Genomic DNA, 21,172 nt, shown 5'->3' on the forward strand with positions numbered 1-21,172 from the left:
CTGAAAAAGAGCCGCGCTTGCATCTCCATCGTGGCCCTCAAAATCTGAGGGTTTGCCCGCGCCAAAAAAGGTTTCTCAGTCAAGCGCAGGCAACGGTTCAACAGATGCTGACGCAGGCTCACCCGCGGCGGGCCTCGATTGCCTCCCAGATCTTGCCAGCGATGTTCACACCGTCAAACCGTTCCAGTTCCTGAATGCCGGTGGGAGAGGTCACGTTAATCTCTGTCAGGTAGTCGCCGATCACATCGATGCCGACGAAAACCTGACCCTTTTCTTTCAGCAAGGGGCCGATGGCCGCGCAAATTTCTAGATCACGTTCGGTTAGCCCGACCTTCTCTGGCCGCCCGCCCACATGCATGTTCGACCGCGTTTCACCCTCTGCTGGAACACGGTTGATTGCGCCCACGGCCTCTCCGTCCACAAGGATGACACGCTTGTCCCCCTTCGACACGGCAGGCAGAAATTTTTGCACGATCAGCGGCTCTCGGGAAAATCCGGTAAAGAGTTCATGCAAAGAGGTCAGATTGCGGTCATTGGCATCAAGCCGGAACACCCCAGCCCCGCCATTGCCGTAAAGCGGCTTTAGGATCACATCGCCATGCTTGGCCTTGAAGGCTTTGATCGTAGAGAGATCACGCGCGATCGTGGTCGGAGGCGTCAGTTGCGGGAAGTCGAGCACCATCAGTTTCTCTGGGTAGTTCCGCACCCAGAAGGGATCGTTGACCACCAGTGTGGTCTCTTTCAGCCGGTCCAATAGATGGGTAGACGTGATGTAATGCATGTCGAACGGCGGATCTTGACGTAGCCATACCACGTCAAAGTCGGCCAGATCGACCTCTCGCTCTTCTCCGAAGTGGGCGTGGTCTCCCTGCACACGCTGCACGGTAAAGTCATACCCCCGCGCCGTGATCCGCCCCTCTTGATAAGCCAAATGATCAGGCGTGTAGAAAAACAGTTCATGCCCCCGCGCTTGCGCTTCTTCGGCAAGCCGAAAGCTGCTGTCGGCATTAATGTTCACGTCCCCGATCGGGTCCATCTGAAAGGCGATCTTCATCGGAGTCTCCCTGCTGCTTACCATGGTCATGACCCAACCCGGACCAGCGGCGCAGGCTTGAGGGATCATTTCCTAGATGGCGCAGCAGGGGCCTATGCGCAATGGGTCAGCCGTGGCCAAAGGCGTTTTCGATGATTTCGGTCGCCCCCTGCCCGTCAACGAGTGCCACATCAAAGCGCACTTCGGTCAGGCTGCCAGCAGGTTCACCGGCAAGAAATTCTTCGGCAGAGCGGTAGATACGCCGCATCTGTCGGGGTGAAAGGCTTTCCGCCGCGCGTGCGAAACTCCGGCTTTGCTTCACCTCAACAAAGATCAAGGCGGCCCCATCACGCAGGATCAAATCAATCTCTCCGGCGCGGCCACGCCAGCGACGACGTGCGATGGCAAAGCCACGTCTTTCATAGTCTTGCGCGATCCTATTCTCGGCAGCGATCCCGGCATGATAGGCCATGCGGCCCCGTTGACGCTTGGCTGCAGTTCGCATCATCCCTGTTTCACTCTGCGCCATTTCCATCAGTCCGACCGTTGTACTAATCTTTGCCGAGCGCCAATGCCGCCTGATAGACCTGCCGCCGGGGCAGACCATGCGCCTGCGCCACCAAATCGACAGCATCGCGCATCGACAGTTCCTTCAGCGCCCGTTGCAAATCAGTTTCTAGGTCAACTTGATTAACAGAATCTGAACGACCGCGATCAATAAGCACGACCACCTCACCTTTTGGCGCTTTCGCTTGATGAATCTCGGCTAGGTTTTCCAGCGTATCGCGTTGAACCTCTTCAAATTTCTTAGTCAACTCCCGGCACATCGCAGCCTGTCGTTCTGCGCCCAGCGCGGTTGCAGCATCGCGCAGCATCGCCCCAAGCCGCTTTGGTGATTCGTAGAAAACCAAAGTCCCCGGCACATCGCGCAGCTTTTCCAAGGCGGCAATACGCGCAGATTTGCTATTGGGCAGGAAGCCCGCAAAGAAAAATGCATCTGTGGGCAAACCGCCCAGCGCCAACGCCGTCAACACCGCTGAGGGGCCGGGAGCGCAGGTCAGCATCACCCCGGCGGCGGCGGCGGCACGCCCCAATTCAAAGCCCGGATCGGCAATAAGCGGCATCCCGGCCTCGGACGCATAGGCGACCGATTTGCCCTCTCGGATTGCCGCGATAAGCCGCTCTTGCACGGATGTGCCGCTGTGATCATGCAGGGCTAGAACCTTGCGGCCTGAAAGTGGCACACCGTGAATTTCCATCAGCCGGCGCAGGCTGCGGGTGTCCTCTGCCGCCAACAGATCCGCCGAGGCGAGCGTGTCCAGCGCGCGCAACGTGATATCGCGCGCCGTGCCGATTGGGACGCCCACGAAATACAGTCCCGGGGCTAGCTCTGTCTTGAGGAATTTCAACGCTGGACCCGCCTTTCGCAGTGACTATGATCGCGGCCATGTTCCGGCGACCGTCGTCGTCTTGCCACCACCGGGGAGTGAATACAAATGATTGCCTGTTTCCGAGCCTTCCGCAAGAAGATGCACCTGCTATTGCTGCCTCTCTTTGCGGTCATTTTGGCAGCCTGTCAGCCCGTCGCCATGTCTGGCGCCAATTCGGGCGGCCCAAAGATTGATACATCTGCGCCCGTTCCCGTGGCGCTTTTGGTGCCGCGCGGCGGGTCCGCCAGCGACGAACTGCTGGCTACAAACCTTGAAAACGCCGCACGCCTTGCGATGCGCGATCTTGATGGTGTCGAAATTGACCTGCGCGTCTACGGCACTGCTGGCAATGCGAGCAAAGCGGCCGCCGTTGCTGCGCAGGCTGTGAATGAAGGGGCCAAGATCATCCTTGGGCCGGTCTACGGCGAGGCGGCGAATGCGGCAGGCGTGGCTGTGGCCTCTTCTGGCGTCAACGTGATCTCGTTCTCGAACAATCCGACCATCGCGGGTGGCAACGTCTTTGTGCTTGGGCCAACCTTTGCCAACACTGCCAACCGTTTGGTGAGCTTTGCCAAGCGCAATGGCAAAGACAAAATGGTCATTCTGCATGGTCAAGATGTTGCCGGCCAACTGGGCCGTGATGCGATCATGCAGGCGATCAGTGCCAATGGCGCGACGCTGGCCGGCACCGTTGATTACGCGCTTAGCCAAGAATCGGTTGTGGCTGCCGTGCCACGGGTCAAAGCAACGGTCGAAAGCAGCGGTGCGAATGCTCTGTTTCTCACGACGTCCTCGGCAAGTGCTTTGCCGCTGTTCGCGGAGCTTCTCCCCGAAGCGGGTATTCAAACTGCGACCACACAATATGTGGGTCTAACCCGCTGGGATATCCCGCAGCAGACGCTGGACCTATCCGGTGTGCAGGGCGGATGGTTTGCTCTGCCTGATGCGGCCGCCAGCAGCGCCTTCTCCAACCGCTACAAGTCCGCCTATGGTAGCGAGCCACATCCGCTGGCTGGGCTTTCCTTTGACGGAATCGCGGCGGTCGGATCTTTGGTGAAGGGTGGTAAATCCAATGCGCTTTCCGGTGCTTCACTGACCCAAGGAGCTGGGTTCCAAGGCGCCAGTGGCATCTTCCGCCTGCGCCGCGACGGCACCAATGAACGTGCCTTGGCCGTGGCCACCATCCGCAACAGCCGTGTCGTTGTGCTAGACCCGGCACCGCGTGGCTTTGGTGGGGCTGGTTTCTGAATTGGACCTGGCAAAACCGACAACAACATCAGGCGCGCGTAGGCACCCGCGCCTGATTTGCGCGCCCGAACAAATCTTTGACGACGCGGCCATTTGGCAGGCGCTCTCGCAGCTTGATAGCACGCTCGAAGGGGCCGCCCTGCGGGGCGAGATCGTTCCTCTGATCCGAGACGCACAAGGGGCAGGGCGCAAGGCCATCGCCATGAACTTTGCTGAATCGCCGTTTGACGCGCGGGCGATGACATCCTCCTACACCTATCTTACCGACCAATTGCTGCGCTGCGTTTTGCAGATCGCCACGCAAGTGCTGCATCCCAATCCGAACCCGACCGACGGCGAACGGCTCGCCATGATTGGCGTGGGCGGCTATGGCCGGGGTGAGATGGCACCACATTCCGACGTCGACCTGCTGTTCCTCATCCCCTACAAGGCCACCGCTTGGTCAGAGAGCGTCATTGAATCGATGCTCTATATCCTGTGGGATCTGAAACTGAAGGTCGGCCATGCCACCCGCACGATCGAAGACTGTCTGCGGCTTGGGGCCGATGATTACACCATTCAAACCGCGCTTTTGGAAAACCGCTTTATCGACGGCGATGCGCTCCTCGCCGAGGAGCTTTCGGAGCGGCTCAAGAATGACCTCTTCTCTGGTGCAGGGAAAGATTTCATCGAAGCTAAGCTTGAAGAGCGCGACAACCGCCACCTAAAACAGGGTGAGCGCTATGTGGTGGAGCCCAACGTCAAAGAAGGCAAAGGCGGGCTGCGCGACCTGCATTCACTGTTCTGGATCGCCAAGTTCATCCATGATGTCGACCGGGTTGCCGATCTGGTTGATTTGGGCGTTTTCCGTGCCGATGAATACGACACATTCCGCGATGCCGAGGCCTTTCTCTGGGCGGTGCGCGGGCACCTTCACCTGTTGGCAGGCCGTGCGACAGAGCAATTGACCTTCGACATGCAGGTGCAGGTCGCACAGGCGATGGGCTATCAAGACATCGGCGGGCGGCGCGGCGTCGAGATCTTTATGCAGGCCTATTTCCGGCATGCCACGGCGGTCGGCGATCTGACCCGTATTTTTGTCAGCGGGTTGGAAGCCTCACATATGAAGGCCGAACCGCTGCTTGAACGCATTTTTCGCCGCCGCCCGAAGATGCGCGAAGGGTTTCAAGTCGTGCACAACCGCATTGCGGTGAAGGATGACCACGAATTTTTGCAAGATAAACTGAACCTGCTGCGCATCTTTGAAGAGGCGCTGCGCACGGGGATGTTAATCCACCCCGACGCCATGCGGTTGATCAAAGCCAACCTCGCGCTGATCGACGACGACATGCGGCGCACCCCCGAAGCGCGGCGCATCTTCCTTGATCTGTTGCTCAAACACGGCAATCCCGAACGCGCCCTGCGGCGGATGAACGAATTGGGCGTCTTGGGCGCCTTCATCCCCGAGTTTGAGCCGATCGTCGCGATGATGCAGTTCAACATGTACCACTCCTATACGGTGGACGAACATATCATCCAATGTATCGCCAACCTCGCCCGGATCGAAAAAGGCGAGTTGGAGGAAGAGCTACCCGTCGCGTCCTCGATCCTTAAACGCGGGGTCAATCGCAAGGTGCTTTATGTGGCGCTACTCCTGCATGACATCGGCAAAGGGCGGCCCGAGGATCACTCAATCATCGGGGCCAAACTCGCGCGGCGGATCGGCCCGCGGTTGGGCCTAAAGCGTGATGAGGTCGACACGGTAGAGTGGCTGGTACGCTATCACCTGCTGATGTCGGACATGGCGCAGAAACGTGACATTGCCGATCCGCGCACGGTGCGCGATTTTGCCAAGGCGGTGCAGACGGTCAAACGGCTCGACCTGCTTTGTGTGCTGACGGTCTGCGACATACGCGGCGTTGGGCCAAACACGTGGAACAACTGGAAAGCGGTGCTGATCCGGGCGCTGTACCGTCAGACAGAGCGGGCGTTGGAAACCGGGCTTGAAGACCTCAACCGCGAAAATCGGGGGGCGGAGGCCAAGAAAGCCTTGCGGGCCGCGCTTTCCGAATGGCCCCGCAAGGTATTGCAGCAAGAAACGGCACGGCATTACCCGCCCTATTGGCAGGGCTTGCACGTCACGGCACATGTTGCCTTTGCCGAACTGCTGCGCGGCATGGGCGACGACGACATCCGCATTGACCTGCACCCTGACGAAGACCGCGGCGCGACCCGTGCCAGCTTCGTCATGGCAGACCATCCGGGCATCTTTGCACGGCTTGCGGGCGCGCTCGCGCTGGTAGGGGCCAATGTCGTCGACGCGCGCAGCTATACCACCAAAGACGGCTTCGTGACCGATGCTTTCTGGATACAAGATAGCGAAGGCAACGCTTATGAAGCCTCGCGCCTGCCCCGCCTGCGCGACACAATTGAAAAGACCCTGCGGGGGGAGATCGTCGCACGTGATGCGTTGAAGTCCCGCGATAAGGTCAAGAAGCGTGAACGCGCTTTCAAGGTGCCAACGCATATCACCTTCGACAATGAAGGGTCCGAAATCTATACGATCATTGAGGTCGACACCCGTGATCGCCCCGGCCTGTTGTATGATCTGACGCGCACCCTGGCTGCCTCAAACGTCTATATCGCGAATGCGGTGATCGCGACCTATGGCGAACAGGTGGTCGATACCTTCTACGTCAAAGACATGTTCGGCCTGAAATACTATACCGAAGCCAAACAGCGCACCCTAGAGAAACGCCTGCGCGAAGCGATTGCCGCCGGGGTTCAGCGGGCCGAGGGGTAAGTTCCTTCGGCCTTGGCCAACCGGCAGATTCTTGCCAATCGGCATTTCCGCGCTTTGCTTTTGACGTCGGATCCTCAAAATCCCAAGCAACCCGGCACCAGCGCGGGATTCCATGAATGAGGGACATATGAGCGTCACACGCGCCGCACTGCCGAACCGAGGCCTTATGGCCCTCTGCGCCACTCTTTTGCTAACAGCAGCCTGTGCTAAAGCGCCTGATGTCCCTGAAAGTTTTGACTTTGGCGGCCTGAACCCCGAGCGTCACTTTATGGCCGTCCAGACCGCAAAGGACATGCGCGCTAAGGGCCAACGTGTTTGGTGTGTGCCCTTTGCCCGCAATGTCAGCGGCATTCAGATTCGCGGCAACGCAGAGACATGGTGGGGCAAAGCCAAAGGGCTTTATCCGCGGGGCAATGATCCTGTCGTCGGTGCCGTGATGGCTTTTAGCGCCACCGGGTCGATGCCAATGGGGCATATCGCTGTGGTTTCCGATGTGGTCTCGCCGCGCGAGATTCGGGTAGATCACGCCAATTGGAAGCGCAACGAAGTCTCGCTCAAGATGGCAGTGATCGACGTATCAAAAAGCAATGACTGGTCCTCCGTGCGATTGGAAAGCCAGCCGGGCGCCTTTGGCAGCACCTATCCCATAAATGGCTTCATCTACCCCACCGGTGGATAAGCGCCGCACCGCCAAAGCAGGTTGAGTGGGCTTTGGGGGCCATTCACTCCGATTGCACAGGTTGAGCACCCGCGCTAGGGATCACCCCAGCGCAACTTAAGGCTCCCCCGATGAAACCTATACGTCTTATGTCCGGCTTTTTTACCGTCGGTGTCTGGACTTTGCTCAGCCGCGTGCTTGGCTTCATGCGCGAAGTGCTGCTGTTGTCGCTGATCGGCCCCGGCCCAGTGATGGATGCTTTTGTTGCGGCGTTCCGCCTGCCCAATATGTTCCGCCGCTTCTTTGCCGAAGGCGCGTTTAACGCGGCCTTCGTCCCGATGTTCGCCAAAAAGCTTGAGGGCGAGGAAGGCGCCGGCGCCTTTGCCCGCGATGCTTTTAACGGGCTGGCGCTGGTCGTATTGGCGCTGACAGCCTTGGGCATGATCTTTATGCCCGGTCTGGTCTGGCTGACTGCCGAAGGGTTCAGCGGCGATGCGCGCTTTGACCTCACAGTGGGCTTTGGCCGCATCACTTTCCCCTATATCCTGTGCATGTCGCTAGCGGCGCTGTTTTCGGGCATTCTGAACGCCACGGGACGCTTTGCCGTCGCGGCCGCCGCGCCTGTTTTGTTGAACATTTTTGTCATCGCCGCGATGACCTTTGCCACCCTCACTGGGGGTGAAGTGGCGCTTTGGCTGGTCTGGTCGATCCCGCTGGCAGGTGTGGCGCAATTGGCACTGACGTGGCGCGCGGCAGCGCAAGCTGGCTTTGCGCTGCGCCCCTCGCGGCCCCGCTGGACCCCCGACATGCGCGCGATGATCGTGATCGCCCTGCCCGCCGCGCTTGCCTCTGGTGTCATGCAGATCAACCTTGTGGTGGGCCAACTGGTTGCCAGCCAATATGACAAAGCCGTTTCATGGCTTTTTGCCGCGGACCGCCTGTATCAATTGCCGCTGGGCGTTGTCGGCATCGCCGTGGGCATCGTGCTGCTGCCCGACCTCTCGCGTCGTCTGCGCGCGGGCGACAACGATGGTGCGCAAACCGCGCTGAGCCGCGCAGCAGAAATCTCCCTCGCGCTGACCATCCCCTCGGCTGTGGCGCTGATCGTAATTCCCTTCGCATTGGTAACCGTGCTTTTTGAGCGAGGCGCATCAAGCGTGGACGACACTGCCGCCATTGCGACTGCGGTCATGATCTACGGCCTCGGCCTGCCCGCCTTTGTCTTGCAAAAAATCCTGCAACCGGTCTATTTCGCCCGCGAAGACACCCACCGTCCCTTCCGCTTCGCCGTGGTTGCCATGGTGGTGAACGCCGCACTTGCCGTAGGGTTGGCCCCTTGGGTTGGCTGGCTTGCCCCCGCCATTGCCGCGACACTCGCTGGCTGGACAATGTTCGCTTGCCTTGCCATCGGCGCGCGGCGCTATGGCGCGGCGGCTAAATTCGATGCGCGTTTCCACAAACGCATCTGGCGCATCCTTATCGCCTCTGCGGCGATGGGCGTCGCCCTTTGGCTGGGCAACGCGGCACTTCAACCGATGCTGGGCCTGCCATGGTGGCGCGGCCTGGCACTGGTGCTGCTGCTTGTGATTGCCGCGATCAGCTACTTCGGCATTGGCCAGTTGATCGGCGCCTTCCGTCTGTCCGAGTTCAAAGGTGCAATGCGGCGCGGTTAACGCTGCTGCAGCCGCGCCCTCAGTCGCGCCCATTCTCCGGGCGCGACCAGAAAGCTGAGACCAAAGCCACAAAAGAACCCAGCAAGTTCCGCAACCCACAACAAGCCAGTCTCAAAAAAGATGCCCCAAAACAGCTGTAGCCCCATTAATAGCGCAATCAGCGTGAACGCCTGATACTGCGGCCCGCCTGAGCCAAGCAGCCGCCGCCACATCACAAAACTATAGCCCCCGATCAGCCCGTAGACACTGGGATAAGACCCAGCCAGCCAAACCGGATCGTTCAACAACGCCCCATAGACCAATGCACCACCGATGCCCGACACGACAAAAATAACGACAAATGCCAACTGCCCCATCGCTTCGGCCACCAGTTTCCCCAAGGCCAACAGCAACACCACGGCAAAGATTGCATGGGTAAAGCCCAAATGGATAAACGGATAGGTCACGAAACGCCAAAGATGCTCAATCGGGAACTGCCCCGCGCCGATCATCGCGTCAAAGATCAGCCCCGAAAACCCATAGTCGCGCACCAGCCCAAGCCGCCAGCCTACGGCACCGGGGCCGCCGACCAGCCCAGCTTCGGCCAGCGATAGCACCCCCTCGACCCCGGCGATGGCCAGAAACAACACAACAACTGCCGGCGGCAGTGGGTTCACGGGGGGCTGAAGATCAGGGTCTTGCATGGGCGCTCCTTGACGGGGTTCGCGGCCAGAAGTAAGCCTGCCGCGCAAGACTTTCCAGCCCAGAGGTGCGTCCTATGTCCGAGACCCAATTCACCCCGCGCGTGTTTTCCGGCATTCAGCCCTCGGGCGACCTGCATCTGGGCAATTATCTGGGTGCACTAAAACGCTTTGCCGATGCGCAAGACCAAGGCGTTCAGTCCATCTACTGTATGGTCGATCTGCACGCGATCACCGTCCCGCAGAAACCCGAAGACCTCAAGCGCAGCACCCGCGAACTTTGCGCTGGCTTCATTGCTTCTGGCATCGACCCGGAAAAATCCATCCTAATCAACCAAAGCCAAGTGCCTGAACACGCGCAGCTGGCTTGGGTGTTCAACTGTGTGGCCCGCATGGGCTGGATGGGCCGGATGACCCAGTGGAAGGACAAGGCAGGCAAAAATGCCGAAGCCGCCTCGCTGGGCCTGTTTGCCTATCCTGCGCTGATGGCTGCCGACATTCTGATCTACCACGCCACCCATGTACCTGTGGGCGAAGACCAAAAGCAGCACCTTGAATTGACGCGCGACATCGCCGCGAAGTTCAACCATGACTACGGCGTCGATTTCTTCCCGCTGGTTGAACCGGTCATCGAAGGGGCAGCAACCCGCGTCATGTCCTTGCGCGACGGCACCAAGAAAATGTCGAAATCCGATCCCTCCCCCGCCAGCCGCATCAACCTGACCGACGATGCCGATACGATCGCCAAGAAGTTCCGCAAGGCCAAGACCGACCCAGATGCCCTGCCGTCCGAGGCCGAAGGCCTGAAAGACCGCCCCGAGGCGCGCAATCTTGTGAACATCTACGCCGCACTCAGCGATCAAACTATCGATCAAGTCTTGACCGAGGTGGGCGGCCAACAGTTCGGCACTTTCAAACCCGCGCTGGCCGAACTTGCCGTGTCCAAGATGGGCCCGATCACCGCAGAGATGCAGCGCCTGATGGCCGACACGAGCGAAATCGACCGCATCTTGGCCCGTGGCGCCGAACAAGCCCGCGAAATCACCGCGCCGATCCTCAAACGCACTTATGAAATCATCGGCATGGTCGGCTAACCGGCCGCCGATACCTAGCGTCTTTCCCCAAGGCGCTAGGCTCGCGCCCAGAGCTAAGCGGTCAAACCACGCGCCCCTCCCCCCTTCATCCTTTTCCAAATACCGCATCCCGCCGCTGTCCCAAAACGACCGCGCGCGTTCACCCCCATCCGCCCATGGACAAACCCGCCGCCCTGCGCCAACTTCCCCGCAACAATAAAGGGGATCACAGCATGACAACGGGCTTTTTCTGGGATGAACGCTGCTTTTGGCACGCGGGCGGGAACTACGCATTTACCATGCCGGTGGGCGGGTTGGTGCAGCCCTTGGCCGCTGGCGGTCTTCCCGAGAATCCTGAGACAAAGCGGCGGATGAAGAACCTCATGGAGGTAACGGGCCTGTTTGCAGAACTCGACACCCGCAGCGCCGCCCCGGCAAGCCGCGAGGCGCTGGCACGGGTGCATCCGGAAACTTACCTTGGAGAATTCAAGCGCCTCTCTGACGCGGGGGGCGGGGAATTGGGCCATGCGGTCCCCTTCGCCCGCGGCGGCTATGAACTGGCCGCGTTGTCTGCCGGGCTGGCCGTCGCCGCGGTGGATGCCGTGGCACGCGGCGATCTCGACAATGCCTATGCGCTCAGCCGCCCGCCGGGGCATCACTGCCTGCCAGATTTGCCCAACGGGTTCTGCTTGTTGGCCAATATCGCCATCGCCATTGAGGCCGCACAGGCCAAGGGGCTGGCCAAGCGCGTCGTCGTGCTGGACTGGGACGTGCACCACGGCAATGGCACCGAGGCGATCTATTATGATCGCGATGACGTGCTGACGATCTCTCTGCACCAAGAGGGGAATTACCCCATCGACACGGGCGCGCTGGCAGATCGCGGGCGCGGTGCTGGCGAAGGCCATAACATCAACCTGCCGATGCACGCGGGCTCAGGCCACACCGCGTACCTACATGCGATGGACCGCGTGGTGATCCCCGCGATCGAGGCCTTCGCCCCCGACATGATTATCGTCGCCTGCGGCTATGACGCAGCAATTGTCGATCCGCTGGCGCGGATGCAGGCCACCGCCGACACCTTTGCCGAGATGACCAAGCGCATTCGCGACACCGCTGAAAATGTCTGTGACGGCAAGCTGGTGCTGGTGCATGAGGGCGGCTATTCCGAGGCCTATGTCCCCTTCTGTGGCCATGCCACGATTGCCGCGCTCAGCGGCAGCAAGATCGACGCGCCCGATCCAATGGCCCGCGCCCTGCATGCCCGCCAACCCTCGCCTGCCTTTGACGCCTTCCTGCGCCAGTCGATTGACGATATGGCGCGGGAACTGGACCTGTAAGAGACCGCAATGCCGACACCTGATCCCGCCGCCCTCGCCTTTCTGCAAAACCGCCGTTCGCGCCCGGCCAAGACGCTTGGGCTGCCGGTGCCCGATGCCGAGGCCCTGCGCCCGCTTCTGACCGCCGCCGCCCGCACGCCGGATCACGGCAAGCTGGAGCCGTGGCGCTTTGTCGTCATCGACCGCGCGGCAATGGCGCGATTGGCCGAAGTGGCTGAGCAACGTGGCGTGGCTCTTGGCCTTGCGCCTGAGGACATCGCCAAGGGGCGCGGCCAGTTCGATCAAGGCAACCTCGCTGTGGCGGTGATTGAGGTGCAAAAGCCTTCACCCAAGATCCCACCACTAGAGCAGACCTACTCCGCCGGGGCCGTCTGCCTTGCGCTGCTCAACGCCGCCCTCGCCGCGGGTTGGGGCGCGAATTGGCTCAGCGGGTGGGCTAGCCACGACCGGGGATTCATGGAGGAAGGCCTTGCCCTCGCCCCGCATGAGCGCATCGCGGGGATCATCCATATCGGCACCGAAACCGCCGCCCCACCAGAACGCCCGCGTCCTGACATCGACGAGATCACGACATGGCTGTAAGCACGATCCTGCGGTCCTTCACCCGCGCGCTTGGCCAGTTGGGCGATGCGCGCTTTCGCAAGGTGGTGCTACTCGGCGTTGGCCTGTCGCTGGCGCTGCTGGTCGCGGCCACAGCGGGCTTTGCCTATCTGGTGGATTGGATTACGCCCGAAGACGCTTGGCTTCCGGTATTGGGCGAGGTCAACTGGCTCGACGATCTGCTGAGCTGGAGCGCGCTGATCCTGCTGATGGTCCTCTCGGTCTTTCTCATGGTGCCCGTCGCCTCGGCGATCACCTCGATGTTTCTCGATGACGTGGCCGATGCGGTGGAAGAGGTGCACTACCCGCATCTGCCCCCAGCTCACCGTGTCGGCATCGGCGATGCGATCCGCGATACCGTCAACTTCATGGGCGTGCTGGTAGGGGCAAACCTGCTGGCGCTGGTGCTATACCTGCTCTTCGCCCCGGCAGCGCTGTTCATCTTTTGGGGGCTGAACGGGTTCTTACTGGGGCGCGAATATTTCACTCTAGCCGCGCTGCGCCGCCATGGGCGGGACGAGGCCAAGCGCCTGCGCCGCCGCCATGCGGGAACCATCTGGATGGCCGGGGTGCTGATGGCGGTGCCGCTGTCGGTGCCGCTGCTGAACCTGCTGATCCCGATCCTAGGCGCGGCGACTTTTACCCACCTGTACCATGCGTTGGTGCCGCATTCGGATGCAGCCAGCCTTCGATATCCGCCACGCTGATCCAGCCCGACAGGATGATCGTAGCGCAGATCGCCCAGATGATCGCAGCAACCAGCGTAGTCCACAGCGCCTTGCGGCCCAAATGATGCTGCTCGGGCGCGCCCGCGTGGGTGCCCGGAACCACCTCGCCCGCGTCCCCTTGGGTTTGCACCCGGATTGGCAGGGCGATCATGAACGACATCGACCAAATAATGGCAAATAGCACGAGGCCAGAAACGATACCCATGCTCAGACCTCCTCAAGCTCGACGAGCGCGCCGTTGAAATCTTTGGGATGCAGGAACAGCACCGGCTTGCCATGGGCGCCGATCTTAGGCTCGCCCGAACCCAGCACCCGCGCGCCGGTGGATTTCAGGTGATCGCGCGCCGCGATGATATCGTCGACCTCATAGCAGATATGGTGGATGCCGCCCGCCGGGTTCTTTTCCAAAAAGCCGTTGATCGGACTGTCATCGCCCAGCGGGTGCAGCAGTTCGATCTTGGTGTTTGGCAGCTCGATGAAGATCACGGTCACCCCGTGATCCGGTTCGGCCTGCGGCGCGCCGACCTTGGCGCCGAGCGCGTGGCGATACTGATCCGCCGCCGCTTCGAGATCCGGCACGGCGATGGCCACATGGTTAAGACGTCCGATCATCTTGGATGCTCCTCGTGTTTCGCCCGCTTTATGCCCGCACACCCGATGAACAACAATGCGTCACGTTAACGCGTCGTTAGCCAAAACGGCGTAACGATGGCACCGCAGTTGTTGTTGGAGGCGATGATGGACGATACCGACCCCTTTGAAAGACCGACCCTCACCCCCACGGCGGAGCGACCGCTGCTGGGCCTTACCGTTCTAGTGGTAGAGGACAGCCGCTTTGCCTGTGAGGCGATGCGCCTGCTGTGCCTGCGTTCCGGCGCGCGGATCAGGCGTGCGGATTGCCTGCGCTCTGCGCGGCGGCACTTGCAGGTCTACCGCCCCACCGTCGCGCTGGTTGACCTTGGCTTGCCGGATGGCTGCGGGTTGGATTTGATCGCCGAACTGACACAAAGCACACCGCGGGTCGAAGCGATCATCGCCATCTCTGGCGACATCCATAAAGAACCTGACGCCCGCGCCGCTGGTGTGGATGGTTTTTTGGCCAAGCCGATTACATCGCTTTCGTCCTTTCAGCAGGCCATTCTTGCTGCCCTATCCGAAGAGCGCCGCCCGCTTGGGCCACGTGCCCTCCCTGATGAGTATGTCACCCCTGACCTAATCGGGTTTCAAGATGACATCGCCCATATCGCAGGTGTGCTGGGGGACCATCCCAATGATCAAACGCTTGACTATGTAGCGCAATTTCTTTGCGGTGTGGCCCGTTCGGCAAATGACCTTCGATTGGAAGAAGCGGCGCGGGCATTGGCCCATAAACGCGCGCTTGGACAACCCGCAGGCCCGGAAACCGCCGATATTGCGGGGATGATCCAGCACCGGTTGGCCGAAAGGATAGCAATTTAACGCCATCGGCGAATGGGCCGCCTAAAGCGCTGGATCGCTCGCAACGCGGACAAGGCGGGTCAGATCGCCCAAACGTTCCTCCTGCTGTCCATGCGCGTCGAAATTACGGGGGGAAAGCCAAGCCTCGAACGCCTCTTTCAATGCGGGCCACTCTGCATCAACCGCGGCGAACCAAGCAGTGTCGCGGTTGCGCCCCTTTACGATCGTGGCCTGCCGAAAGACACCCTCATAGCTTAACCCCAACCGCTGCGCCGCACGACGAGAAGGACCGTTCAGCGCATCGCATTTCCATTCGAACCGCCGATACCCTGCGTCAAAGGCCCATTGCATCATCAGAAATATTGCCTCTGTCGCCGCCGGAGTGCGCTGTAGAGCGGGGCTAAAGTTGATGTGGCCAACTTCTATACTGCCTGCTTCGGGATTGATCCGCAGGAAGCTTGCCACCCCCACCCATTGCTCCTGCGCAAGGCTTTTGACGGCAAAGAAATAGGGATCGGCCTTCCCCTCACTGTCACGCACCCAGCGGTGGTATTGGGAGGCCGAAGAGAATGGCCCATAGGGCAGGTAATCCCAAACGTGGTCCTCTCCCGCATAGGCGCGGTACAAAAGCGCGGCATGACGCTCTGCCGAAAGGGGCTCCAACAACACATGCTGTCCGGCCAGCGTTTCACCGCTGGGCCGCGCGGGGGGTGCCCAATTTTCGACAGGGGCCCCGACAGGGCGTTCGGCTGGTTTGCTCTTCATGGGCTAAGTTATGCACTGCGCCTTCAAGCCCGCCAAGATGAATAAACTTGAATTAATCGCCACAGACCCCTCTCTCGGCCCCCTGTTTACACATTCATGCCACATTCAACCTTCAGCATTATGCATAGATCGAACCGACACCCTAGGAGGGTGAGATGAGCCTGACAGACACCAGACATACAACAAAGGCCGAAAAGCCGGTCGATTGGATCGTTGTCGGTGCCAATATCTTTGGGCTTTTGGTTGTTATCGCAGCCGCGGTCCACGCCCAAGCAGATGGCCCCTTTCAACGGATCGCAAGCCAAGCGGCTGCTGCCGTGGTCTTTTAAGCCGGGAACCCGCCTGCCCCTGCGGCGTTACCAACAGGTAACACCGAAGGATATTTCCCATGCCCTCCATCTATGACGCGATCAAAGACGATCATGACGACCATCGCGCGTTGCTCAACACCATTGTCGACACAGAAGGCGACAGCGCCGAACGCCGTGACGCTTGGGACCGTTTTTACCATGACGTAAAATCCCATGCCGCAGCCGAGGAAGAGACGTTTTATTCCAAGCTAATGTCTGAAACATGGGGCCAAGATCACGCGCGCCATTCCGTCCATGAGCACCAGCAGCTTGACGACATCATGGAAGAGTTGCGCGAAACTGACATGTCGTCCTCCGCTTGGCTGACTCGTTTCAAGCAGCTCAAGCATGATTATGAGCATCACATGGACGAGGAAGAAGACGAGCTTTTCACCCGCGCCAAGAAGGTTATCGGTAAAGAGCAGAACGACGAATTTGGCGACAAGTTCCTGAAGCGCAAGGAAAAGGAAGCCAAGCTCATTGATAAAAAACGCGAAGACAGCCTTGAGGATTGACCCAAGCCAGTTGCACCTGCTAGATGTGTTCCCTTAACGTTCTTGTGGATATCCAGCCCCTAAGGGCAGGTTGCGGTTGCAAGAAAGCGCAGGGAAACGCAATATATTGGATATGAGCGATAATCCATCACAAGACCTACGCGACTTTCTGGGCAAAGACCGGTTTGGATGCGTCATGGCGGACCCGCCGTGGCGCTTCACCAACCGCACCGGCAAGGTCGCGCCCGAGCATAAGCGCTTGGCCCGTTATCCCACGATGACGGTTGAGGATATCTGCGCCCTGCCCGTGGCCGATCACCTCGAAGACCGCGCGCATTGTTACATGTGGGTGCCAAACGCGCTGCTGCCTGAAGGACTGCAGGTTCTCAAGGCTTGGGGATTTGAATATAAATCCAACATCGTCTGGCACAAAATCCGCAAAGATGGCGGCAGTGACGGGCGCGGTGTGGGGTTCTATTTCCGCAACGTGACCGAAATTTTGCTGTTCGGCGTGCGCGGCAAGAACGTGCGCACCTTGGATGCCGGACGGCGTCAGGTGAACATGATGCAGACCCGTAAACGCGAGCATTCGCGCAAACCGGATGAGCAATATGAACTGATCGAAAGCTGCTCTTGGGGCCCCTACCTCGAACTTTTTGGGCGCGGTGTGCGCGAGGGTTGGACCGTTTGGGGCAATCAGGCCGAAGCGGATTACAAGCCCGATTGGAAGACTTACAGCTACAATTCCAGTGTCGCGGCTGAGTAATCTGGCGCGGCGCATCGACGATGCGGTTTTCGACAGCGACAGGCTTGTCGAAGACTTGCTGCCTGCCGATCTGCGCGACCGCTATTCCGTCACCAGCTACCGCAGCGCCGCTGCCGTGCTGCAACAGCGCGCGCCGGAAGAACTTGCTGCGATCATCCGCGTGCTGCGTCAGTTCACGATCAGCCGCAGCGAAATCCGCGCACCGGGGGGCAACCGCATGTCGGCAACCACCCGTTTCGCGGAGTATGCGGCGGCTGAGAATTTTCATGAGGAAGTGCGGATCAAAGCGGACCTGCTGGTGCAACTGACCGCCGGCAAGGGCGACAGTGCCCCCGAAGTCGACCGCATCATCCGCGAAGATTTCATCCACAACCATATGGTCGACTTCTGGCGCGCACGCGTGGCCTTTGACTATGAGTGGAACAGCAAAGACCAGACCTACGACCGCGATCTCTATGCCTTCCGCAGCTTTTTTGAGGCTGGCGTCATAGACGTAGGGGTCATCGTGACACGTGAATTGTCGAACGACTTTTTCAAATCACTGGGAAATTGCTTGGATAAATTCGGCAATGAGACCGACAAAACCGTAAGCGCGAAATTCGGAGCCAGCACCACTGGCACGCACAAGCTGATCAGTCGCATCGCCGCCGGGCGCAGTGGCGGCTGCCCGGTTCTGGTGCTGGGCATCCTTCCGGGCAATATCACCCCCGACTGAACCGGGGGTGACGTTCATTTAGACAGGTTCACTCCTGCGGGATGACCCGCAGACCCAGCTCCATCAGCTGATCGCTGGTGGGCTCGCTGGGGGCGTCCATCATCAGGTCTTCGGCGCGCTGGTTCATCGGGAACAGGATCACTTCGCGGATGTTCGCCTCTTCTGCCAGCAACATGACAATCCGGTCGATGCCTGCCGCACAACCACCGTGGGGCGGTGCGCCGTATTGGAAGGCGTTAACCATGCCGCCAAAGCGCTTGCGCACCTCATCTTCGCCATAGCCGGCGATCTCAAAGGCTTTGAACATGATCTCGGGCTTGTGGTTTCGGATTGCGCCCGACACCAGTTCATAACCGTTGCATGCAAGGTCATACTGGTACCCCAACACCTTAAGCGGATCACCTTGAAGCGCTTCCATCCCGCCTTGCGGCATCGAGAAGGGGTTGTGCTCAAAGTCGATCTTGCCGGTTTCTTCGTCCTTTTCGTAGATCGGGAAATCAACGATCCATGCAAAGGCGAAGCGGTTTTTATCGGTGAGATTCAACTCTTCACCGATCACGTTTCGCGCACGACCTGCGACCGCTTCAAACGACTTGGGCTTACCACCAAGGAAGAAGGCTGCATCGCCGACTTCAAGGCCAAGTTGCTGGCGGATTGCCTCGGTCCGCTCGGGGCCGATGTTCTTGGCCAGAGGGCCAGCGGCTTCCATGCCGTTGCCCTGATCGCGCCAGAAGATATACCCCATACCGGGCAGACCTTCCTTTTGCGCAAAGGCGTTCATCCGGTCGCAAAACTTGCGGCTGCCACCTGTGGGCGCGGGGATCGCGCGGATTTCGGTGCCGTCCTGCTCTAGCAATTTGGCAAAGATCGCGAAACCGGAATCGCGGAAATGGTCGGACACGACCTGCATCTTGATAGGGTTGCGCAGGTCGGGCTTGTCGGAGCCATACCACAGGGCGGCGTCTTTGTAGGAAATCTGCTCCCATGTCTCGTCGACCTTCTTGCCGCCGCCGAACTCTTCGAACACGCCCGCGATGACCGGCTGGATCGTATCGAATACATCCTGCTGGGTGACGAAGGACATTTCCATGTCGAGTTGGTAAAAATCGGTCGGCGAACGGTCAGCGCGCGGGTCTTCGTCGCGGAAGCAAGGCGCGATCTGGAAGTATTTGTCAAAGCCTGAGACCATGAGCAGCTGTTTGAACTGCTGCGGCGCCTGCGGCAGCGCATAGAACTTGCCCGGATGCAGACGCGACGGCACGAGGAAATCGCGCGCGCCTTCGGGGGAGGAGGCGGTGATGATCGGCGTCTGGAATTCGCGGAAGTTTTGATCCCACATGCGCTTGCGGATCGAGGTGACCACATCCGAGCGCATCGTCATGTTCTTTTGCATCTTCTCACGACGCAGGTCGAGGTAACGATACCGCAGGCGCGTTTCCTCGGGATATTCTTGATCGCCAAATACTTGCAGCGGCAGTTCGGCAGCAGAGCCCAACACTTCGATCTCACGCGCATAGACTTCGATCGCGCCTGTCGGCAGCTTGGGATTAACCAAGCTTTCATCCCGCGCCTTTACCGTGCCGTCGATGCGCACGCACCATTCTGCACGGACCTTCTCCATTTCGGCGAAGGCAGGGCTGTCGGGGTCGCAGATCACTTGGGTAATGCCGTAGTGGTCGCGCAGGTCGAGAAACAGCACGCCGCCGTGATCCCGTACCCGGTGCACCCAGCCGGACAGGCGCACATTGTCACCCTTGTTCTCAAGGCTCAGATCGGCACAGGTATGGCTGCGATAGGCGTGCATGATGGTCCCTTCCTAGGGCTAATTCAGGTTTTGGGCAGGTACACCGTTTGACGGTCGGGAAGTCAAGAGTTTGCTGCCAATAACCCCACGCCGGGCAGGAAAATCGCGCGTTTGGTGTATGGGCTGCGGTGGGTTGGCTTTAGCTTTCCGTTCTGCTTCACCAGTCCATTGGGCGCAATCGGTCAAAGTTGCGCGCCGAGCCGTGGTTAAGACTTCTCGTAGCGCTCAATCAATAAGGGTCGGTGCCGGGCCTACTGGTGCGCGCACCCAGTCATAGACTTGGGCGACTTGCGCCGCTTTCTGTGACCAAGTGAAGGTTTCCTCAACACGGGCACGGGCCGCCATTCCTTTTTTAAGCAATTCCTGCGGTTCGATGATAAGTTGCTCAAGCGCATCGCGCAGATCCCTTATGATGTCCGCACGCGGCCCGATTGGGATCGTGTACCCCCACTTAGATTGCACCAGCTCCCCGGGGCCGGCATAATCCACCACCAACGGCGGCAGGCCCAAGGCCATCGCCTCCAAAACGACTCCCCCCCCAAATTCACGAATAGAAGGGAAGGTTAATAGATCACAGGATGCCATAACCTTTTGAACTTGCGCGTGCACCAACCAGCCAGAGAATTCAACGGTGCCATCAAGGCCTAAGGACACAACGCTTTGCTTGAGCTCCGGCAGCATAGGGCCATCGCCAATTAACGTAAGCGTCAACTTGCCCGCTTTGAGTAAGGGCGCAGCAGCCTCGATCAACATATCGGCCCCCTTGTAAGGCACCATTCGCCCCACGAAACAGGCTCGCAGCGGGCCATCGCCTGCCGCTGGCGCAGCCTGTAGATGGAAACGCTCAACATCGATGCCATTCTCGGGAAGGTATATTGTCTTTGCAGAATGGACCTGCGGGATTTCACCCATTGTAAATTTTGATCCCACCATGATGGCAGAAGCCGCCGTTAACGTAGCCCCCCGCATGGGAAGCAGCTTGTAAGCACTGCGCACATACGACAGCCATTCCCCTTCGCGGCGGCGCTCTTTGTCAAACCCCTTTGGCCAAGGCACACCGCCATTAAGCGGGCCCAATACAAAAGGAACCCCAACCTTTGCGCATTGGCGCGCCACATAGCTGGGCTTGGTCGGCGTAAGCGGCGTAACGCGATGGACGATGTCCCACTCGCCCGCCGTGATGCCGGCGCCGAACCGCTGCCAGACCATCCGCTCAAAATATGCATCTGGGATGGCAGAGAGTGCTTGCTTTGCAGTCCAAGCGCCGGGGCCAAAAAGTTTGCTAAAACGCCAAAGCGGTGCGGCGACCTTCTCGGTATCTACGCTGGTGAAATCTGTCCCTTCTTTCAGCCCCGCCCGAAGGAAAGCATCGCGATTACGAACCTGCGTGACGATATGTACATCTGCCACGCTCCGCAGAGCATTGGCCAAGGACCAGCCGACCAGCGGCACACTTACCAATTCAGGGTTTGCAGCCTCTGCCATGACAAGTACGCGTGGTTTGTTCATCTTCGGGCTGTCCTGCTGCTAGGGCCTTCCGGCTGGCTCCACGGCGCAGCAGACTGCAAATGAGCACGGATGTCAGCCTGCTGATTA

At 59.7% G+C, this 21,172-nt stretch carries 22 protein-coding genes; 13 read left to right on the plus strand and 9 right to left on the minus strand.

All coding sequences use genetic code 11. The annotated features are described in order from the left end of the window. Nucleotides 1-118: 118 nt before the first annotated feature. From gshB to rsmI, 3 genes are all read right to left on the minus strand, one after another. Nucleotides 119-1,054 carry a glutathione synthase gene (gene gshB, locus DSM110093_RS14890; RefSeq protein ID WP_093928006.1) on the minus strand — a complete coding sequence of 312 codons (936 nt, stop codon included), beginning with the start codon at nucleotides 1,052-1,054 and terminating at the stop codon, nucleotides 119-121. 106 nt (nucleotides 1,055-1,160) lie between these two features. Further along, a complete protein-coding gene (locus DSM110093_RS14895; protein WP_243267729.1) occupies nucleotides 1,161-1,538 on the minus strand; it encodes a YraN family protein in 378 nt (125 codons plus the stop codon). Nucleotides 1,539-1,584: 46 nt separating this feature from the next. Further along, nucleotides 1,585-2,442 (minus strand): 16S rRNA (cytidine(1402)-2'-O)-methyltransferase, encoded by an 858-nt coding sequence (rsmI, locus tag DSM110093_RS14900; protein WP_243265820.1) that lies wholly within the window; start codon nucleotides 2,440-2,442, stop codon nucleotides 1,585-1,587. An 87-nt stretch (nucleotides 2,443-2,529) separates the two neighbouring features. Between rsmI and DSM110093_RS14905 the strand changes: the two genes are divergently transcribed. The 4 genes from DSM110093_RS14905 (at nucleotide 2,530) to murJ (ending at nucleotide 8,824) form a co-directional block, all read left to right on the plus strand. Continuing rightward, nucleotides 2,530-3,711, plus strand: a complete 1,182-nt coding sequence (locus DSM110093_RS14905) for a penicillin-binding protein activator (protein ID WP_243265821.1) — start codon at nucleotides 2,530-2,532, stop codon at nucleotides 3,709-3,711. A 1-nt stretch (nucleotide 3,712) separates the two neighbouring features. Then, nucleotides 3,713-6,493 (plus strand): [protein-PII] uridylyltransferase, encoded by a 2,781-nt coding sequence (locus DSM110093_RS14910; RefSeq protein ID WP_243265822.1) that lies wholly within the window; start codon nucleotides 3,713-3,715, stop codon nucleotides 6,491-6,493. A gap of 127 nt (nucleotides 6,494-6,620) precedes the next feature. Beyond that, nucleotides 6,621-7,172 (plus strand): CHAP domain-containing protein, encoded by a 552-nt coding sequence (locus DSM110093_RS14915; RefSeq protein WP_243265823.1) that lies wholly within the window; start codon nucleotides 6,621-6,623, stop codon nucleotides 7,170-7,172. A 110-nt stretch (nucleotides 7,173-7,282) separates the two neighbouring features. Continuing rightward, nucleotides 7,283-8,824: a murein biosynthesis integral membrane protein MurJ gene (gene murJ / locus DSM110093_RS14920; RefSeq protein WP_243265824.1), complete on the plus strand. Its 1,542-nt coding sequence runs from the start codon at nucleotides 7,283-7,285 to the stop codon at nucleotides 8,822-8,824. Here murJ and DSM110093_RS14925 read toward each other — a convergent pair. Further along, nucleotides 8,821-9,507 (minus strand): rhomboid family intramembrane serine protease, encoded by a 687-nt coding sequence (locus DSM110093_RS14925; protein WP_243265825.1) that lies wholly within the window; start codon nucleotides 9,505-9,507, stop codon nucleotides 8,821-8,823. The genes murJ and DSM110093_RS14925 overlap by 4 nt on opposite strands. Nucleotides 9,508-9,581: 74 nt before the next feature. Between DSM110093_RS14925 and trpS the strand changes: the two genes are divergently transcribed. The 4 genes from trpS (at nucleotide 9,582) to DSM110093_RS14945 (ending at nucleotide 13,224) form a co-directional block, all read left to right on the plus strand. Next, on the plus strand, nucleotides 9,582-10,598 hold the full coding sequence (gene trpS, locus DSM110093_RS14930; RefSeq protein ID WP_243265826.1) for a tryptophan--tRNA ligase: 1,017 nt from the start codon (nucleotides 9,582-9,584) through the stop codon (nucleotides 10,596-10,598). A 212-nt stretch (nucleotides 10,599-10,810) separates the two neighbouring features. Then, complete coding sequence (locus DSM110093_RS14935; protein ID WP_243265827.1) at nucleotides 10,811-11,917, plus strand: class II histone deacetylase; 1,107 nt, start codon at nucleotides 10,811-10,813, stop codon at nucleotides 11,915-11,917. A 9-nt stretch (nucleotides 11,918-11,926) separates the two neighbouring features. Then, nucleotides 11,927-12,499 (plus strand): nitroreductase family protein, encoded by a 573-nt coding sequence (locus tag DSM110093_RS14940; RefSeq protein WP_243265828.1) that lies wholly within the window; start codon nucleotides 11,927-11,929, stop codon nucleotides 12,497-12,499. Beyond that, the gene (locus tag DSM110093_RS14945; protein ID WP_243265829.1) at nucleotides 12,490-13,224 is read left to right on the plus strand and encodes an EI24 domain-containing protein; all 735 of its coding nucleotides are present in this window, start codon (nucleotides 12,490-12,492) and stop codon (nucleotides 13,222-13,224) included. Before DSM110093_RS14940 ends, DSM110093_RS14945 begins: the two co-directional genes overlap by 10 nt. On the opposite strand, the gene DSM110093_RS14950 is transcribed toward DSM110093_RS14945, so the two are convergent. Beyond that, the gene (locus tag DSM110093_RS14950; RefSeq protein WP_243265830.1) at nucleotides 13,157-13,450 is read right to left on the minus strand and encodes a DUF1467 family protein; all 294 of its coding nucleotides are present in this window, start codon (nucleotides 13,448-13,450) and stop codon (nucleotides 13,157-13,159) included. The genes DSM110093_RS14945 and DSM110093_RS14950 overlap by 68 nt on opposite strands. 2 nt (nucleotides 13,451-13,452) lie before the next feature. Then, nucleotides 13,453-13,857 carry a methylmalonyl-CoA epimerase gene (mce, locus tag DSM110093_RS14955; RefSeq protein ID WP_243265831.1) on the minus strand — a complete coding sequence of 135 codons (405 nt, stop codon included), beginning with the start codon at nucleotides 13,855-13,857 and terminating at the stop codon, nucleotides 13,453-13,455. 126 nt (nucleotides 13,858-13,983) lie between these two features. On the opposite strand from mce, the gene DSM110093_RS14960 reads away from it, so the two are divergent. After that, entirely contained in the window at nucleotides 13,984-14,703 is a 720-nt protein-coding gene (locus DSM110093_RS14960; RefSeq protein ID WP_243267730.1) for a response regulator, read from the plus strand. A gap of 21 nt (nucleotides 14,704-14,724) precedes the next feature. Here DSM110093_RS14960 and DSM110093_RS14965 read toward each other — a convergent pair whose 3' ends face one another. Continuing rightward, complete coding sequence (locus DSM110093_RS14965; protein WP_243265832.1) at nucleotides 14,725-15,447, minus strand: GNAT family protein; 723 nt, start codon at nucleotides 15,445-15,447, stop codon at nucleotides 14,725-14,727. 155 nt (nucleotides 15,448-15,602) lie between these two features. Between DSM110093_RS14965 and DSM110093_RS14970 the strand changes: the two genes are divergently transcribed. The 4 genes from DSM110093_RS14970 (at nucleotide 15,603) to DSM110093_RS14985 (ending at nucleotide 17,772) form a co-directional block, all read left to right on the plus strand. Then, entirely contained in the window at nucleotides 15,603-15,776 is a 174-nt protein-coding gene (locus DSM110093_RS14970; RefSeq protein WP_243265833.1) for a hypothetical protein, read from the plus strand. Nucleotides 15,777-15,835: 59 nt separating this feature from the next. Beyond that, complete coding sequence (locus tag DSM110093_RS14975) at nucleotides 15,836-16,312, plus strand: hemerythrin domain-containing protein (protein ID WP_243265834.1); 477 nt, start codon at nucleotides 15,836-15,838, stop codon at nucleotides 16,310-16,312. 112 nt (nucleotides 16,313-16,424) lie between these two features. Beyond that, complete coding sequence (locus tag DSM110093_RS14980; RefSeq protein WP_243265835.1) at nucleotides 16,425-17,057, plus strand: MT-A70 family methyltransferase; 633 nt, start codon at nucleotides 16,425-16,427, stop codon at nucleotides 17,055-17,057. Beyond that, nucleotides 17,041-17,772 carry a BglII/BstYI family type II restriction endonuclease gene (locus DSM110093_RS14985; RefSeq protein WP_243265836.1) on the plus strand — a complete coding sequence of 244 codons (732 nt, stop codon included), beginning with the start codon at nucleotides 17,041-17,043 and terminating at the stop codon, nucleotides 17,770-17,772. Before DSM110093_RS14980 ends, DSM110093_RS14985 begins: the two co-directional genes overlap by 17 nt. Nucleotides 17,773-17,800: 28 nt before the next feature. Here DSM110093_RS14985 and aspS read toward each other — a convergent pair whose 3' ends face one another. Together aspS and DSM110093_RS14995 are read right to left on the minus strand one after the other, a co-directional pair. Further along, nucleotides 17,801-19,576 carry an aspartate--tRNA ligase gene (gene aspS, locus DSM110093_RS14990; protein ID WP_243265837.1) on the minus strand — a complete coding sequence of 592 codons (1,776 nt, stop codon included), beginning with the start codon at nucleotides 19,574-19,576 and terminating at the stop codon, nucleotides 17,801-17,803. Nucleotides 19,577-19,801: 225 nt separating this feature from the next. Next, the gene (locus DSM110093_RS14995; RefSeq protein WP_243265838.1) at nucleotides 19,802-21,085 is read right to left on the minus strand and encodes a glycosyltransferase family 4 protein; all 1,284 of its coding nucleotides are present in this window, start codon (nucleotides 21,083-21,085) and stop codon (nucleotides 19,802-19,804) included. Nucleotides 21,086-21,172 lie beyond the last annotated feature (87 nt).

The sequence above is a fragment of the Sulfitobacter sp. DSM 110093 genome (assembly GCF_022788715.1).
In the GTDB taxonomy this organism is placed as follows: Bacteria; Pseudomonadota; Alphaproteobacteria; order Rhodobacterales; family Rhodobacteraceae; genus Sulfitobacter.